The following is a 3046-nucleotide window of genomic DNA, read 5'->3' as shown; positions in this document are numbered from 1 at the left end:
TCAGTATGTCAATCAACAACCTGCGAGCGAGCAAGACGCCAGAAAGCGTTTGATCCGTATCTATGAGTTATTGGCAAAACTGACTCAACAAGCCGGCACAACAGCCCCTTACTGGCAGCAGTTCACCAAAGGTAGAGAAGGTGCCACAGTCGATCAATTGTGTGCCGGCCTCCTGCGCATGATGTCAGATAAATGGTGGTATGCCCGTTCTGATGCAGATATGGATAATGTCCGATTTGCTGCGGATGTGGGGGACTGGTTCACCTATACCGAGTTCCAGGGTGGGCCTCTGGTTGCACGGAAAGATTTAACCGTGCGGTTGTCCTATGAAATCACTGAACAGGGCAACGTTTACGGCGAAAATGTGTTGCGTATTTCCGGTGTCTACTCGCCCCGCTTGGGCGATTCCTCTTCTTTTATTACCCGTACTGTTAAATGGAACATCGTTCCTAAATTTAACGCTGATGTTAAGGGCGTGGGTTTGGGGTTTTCTGGCGGCTCTGCCGCCTCTTGGAGTTCTGTCAATAACTGTACGAGGTGTGACAGTACGGCCAAAGGCGGTGATCTGTTAGTGGAAAAAGTTATCGATTATGCAGATTCAATCGGCATGGATTTTAGCCGGGCTATGGCGAAGTCATTAATCATCGGAGGAAAAATCAACATAGGTGAACAGTCGTTCAAGTTATGGACGGATGGCAGTTTTATTCCGATAGAGACGGAATGTCAGAAAGAAGCACGTCGCGATTTGCTGTGGCAACGGATTAAGAATATTGGTGAAATGAGGAAAAACCTATCGTGAATATGCGTTTCGGTTCTGTTTGTTCCGGTATTGAAGCAGCCAGTGTGGCATGGGAACCGCTGGGTATGTCTCCGGCATGGTTCAGTGAAATTGAGAAATTCCCCAGCGCGGTACTGCAATATCACTGGCCTGATGTCCGAAATCTGGGGGATATGACTGAAATCCCCGCCATGATTACCAAAAATCGGGCCGATGCGCCGGATATTCTGGTTGGTGGTACACCCTGTCAGGCGTTCAGCATTGCAGGTCTGCGTAATGGGTTGGACGATGAGCGGGAAAACTAACATTATCATTCGTGGAGTTGGCAAATGTCATTGATTCCGTCAGAGCAGCAAACGGCGAACAGCCTTCAATTATCGTCTGGGAAAATGTCCCCGGAGTTCTATCCAGTAAGGATAATGCCTTTGGTTGTTTTCTTGCGGGACTTACCGGAGAAGATGAACCATTGCAGCCGTCAAGGAAGAAATGGACGAACTCAGGTTATGTGTCTGGACCACAAAGAGCTGTTGCGTGGCGGGTACTGGACGCTCAATATTTCGGAGTGGCCCAACGACGTCGCCGTGTGTTTGTTGTCGCAAGTGCTAGAACAGATATCTGTCCCGCAAAAATACTTTTTGAGCCAAGCAGCATGTGCCGGGATTCTGAACCGCGCAGAACGGCGAGGGAAACATCACTCTAGGAAATGATGAATTACCTCGTTAAATCGAAGTTGTTCACTGAAACGACCGGGGCACGATCCCTATGAGGTGGTTGAATATCTGGCGTTGCTGATCCGCATCCGGTGACGGAATACTGCTTCTTTGGTGAGGCTGCCTGTTGGAATACATCGGGCTGGCATGAACTAAAATTGCAGTTGTGATTGTGTGACATGTCACGCGATTATTACTAAACCCGCTTTCAAAGCGGGTTATTGCTATGTGTCGATGCTAGACATTATTAGCACAAGGGCTAGCTTAGCTCTTGTGCTAATTTAGCTCATGGGCTATTATTTGGGCATCAATAGGGGATTGTCGAATGTTTGAAATTAAGTTTCATGATGCTTTTAAGGAAGAATTAAAATCACTGCCTGACTCGCTGGAATTGCGCATGGTCGCGTTAATTAAGCGTTTGAGGGAAAACCCAACCAGCCTGAGAGAGCCGCATTCAAAACCGATAGAGGGATATAAAGGGCTGTTTGAGTTGAGAGCAAAAGCCAAAGACGGAATAGCCAGAAGTTTTTTTTGTTATGCCGCAGGGAAGAAAATCTATCTGTTAAGATGCTTTGTGAAAAAAACTAATGCCACTCCCCTGAATGAACTTAGGATAGCGATTGCGCGAAAAAATGAACTGACAGAACCATCAAGAGATTAAGAGGAAATATGATGCGTGATGACTTAGACCTTTACATTGAGGAAAGAACCAAAGAAAACCCCCGATTTAAAGCCACGTTAGCGGAAGAGGAGAAAGAGCTTGAGTTCGCGATTGAGATGCAGAATATGCTGACTGAATGGCGGAAACATGCTGGGCTGACCAGCGCTCAGGTTGCTGAAAAAATGGGTATCAAACCACCGACTGTATCAAAAATAGAAAGAAATATCGTTAAGGCATCCATTGATACACTCAGTCGCTATGCGCGTGCCTGTGGTGTTAACGATATCAAAATATCCTTATCATTAATAAAGTGATCGTTTTTTATTCTTTTGTTGCGGGTGCGCATAAGGGGGCATAACCCCCCATTCCCCCGCACCAATCCGCAAGATCAAAAAAGGATCTCATGCCCCACAAAGCGCCAATACTGGTGCCTTTGAGATGATCTCTTTCAGGTGCATAAAAAGCACTGTATTTAGTGAGCAGGCGCGGCGGGGTCACGACTGCGCGTGGCAGCGTTTGGTAACTGTGCCGGTCTCAAATTTCATAATGTAATCATTCTGTATTGAAACTTATATTTCCTCCAGACAAAAAAGACCGCTCAGTCGGCGGCCTCTCAATCAATAATGTGGGTCATTCGTCCTCGTCCATATCCAACGAATACCGTTCAAACCGAATTACTTCCTCACCAATCCAGTCATTTAATTGCTTCATCTTACTTTGCAATGGCATTAGCTCATTACGTACAAACACCTTAGCCGCTTTCTCCACATCACCAAAACCACCGGTGTTCTGTGGAATAATCCCCATCATCTGTGGTGGTACGCGGTGCGCGGCCAGTATGTCGTCACGGCTGGCATTCTTGATATTTAAAAATTCATCCTTAGCCGCGGCTTCAGA

The 3046-nt window shown here is 46.7% G+C and carries 2 protein-coding genes and 3 pseudogenes; 4 read left to right on the top strand and 1 reads right to left on the bottom strand.

Annotated features, from left to right (window positions below; genetic code table 11):
* From BO26_RS23810 to BO26_RS18170, 4 genes and pseudogenes are all read left to right on the top strand, one after another.
* Window positions 1–799 (top strand): annotated as a pseudogene (locus BO26_RS23810) (hypothetical protein); the annotation flags it as partial.
* Window positions 800–801: 2 nt separating this feature from the next.
* Window positions 802–1469, top strand: a pseudogene (locus BO26_RS18180) (DNA cytosine methyltransferase); the annotation flags it as partial.
* A 344-nt stretch (window positions 1470–1813) separates the two neighbouring features.
* Window positions 1814–2149 carry a type II toxin-antitoxin system RelE/ParE family toxin gene (locus BO26_RS18175; protein WP_036773962.1) on the top strand — a complete coding sequence of 112 codons (336 nt, stop codon included), beginning with the start codon at window positions 1814–1816 and terminating at the stop codon, window positions 2147–2149.
* Window positions 2150–2157: 8 nt separating this feature from the next.
* Window positions 2158–2463: a helix-turn-helix domain-containing protein gene (locus tag BO26_RS18170; protein WP_051691050.1), complete on the top strand. Its 306-nt coding sequence runs from the start codon at window positions 2158–2160 to the stop codon at window positions 2461–2463.
* A 316-nt stretch (window positions 2464–2779) separates the two neighbouring features.
* Here the strand turns inward: BO26_RS18170 and BO26_RS18165 are convergent.
* Window positions 2780–3046, bottom strand: a pseudogene (locus tag BO26_RS18165) (phage portal protein); the annotation flags it as partial.

Origin of the sequence: Photorhabdus australis DSM 17609 (assembly GCF_000711895.1) — a bacterium.
Lineage (GTDB): Bacteria > Pseudomonadota > Gammaproteobacteria > Enterobacterales > Enterobacteriaceae > Photorhabdus > Photorhabdus australis.
Note: the sequence above shows the minus strand (reverse complement) of the source record. Positions and strands in the feature narration are given on the sequence as shown.

Excerpts from the sequence above, each read along its gene's own strand:
- BO26_RS18170 (WP_051691050.1), top strand. The coding sequence starts at position 2,158 with ATGATGCGTGATGACTTAGACCTTTACATTGAGGAAAGAACCAAAGAA.
- BO26_RS18175 (WP_036773962.1), top strand. The coding sequence starts at position 1,814 with ATGTTTGAAATTAAGTTTCATGATGCTTTTAAGGAAGAATTAAAATCA.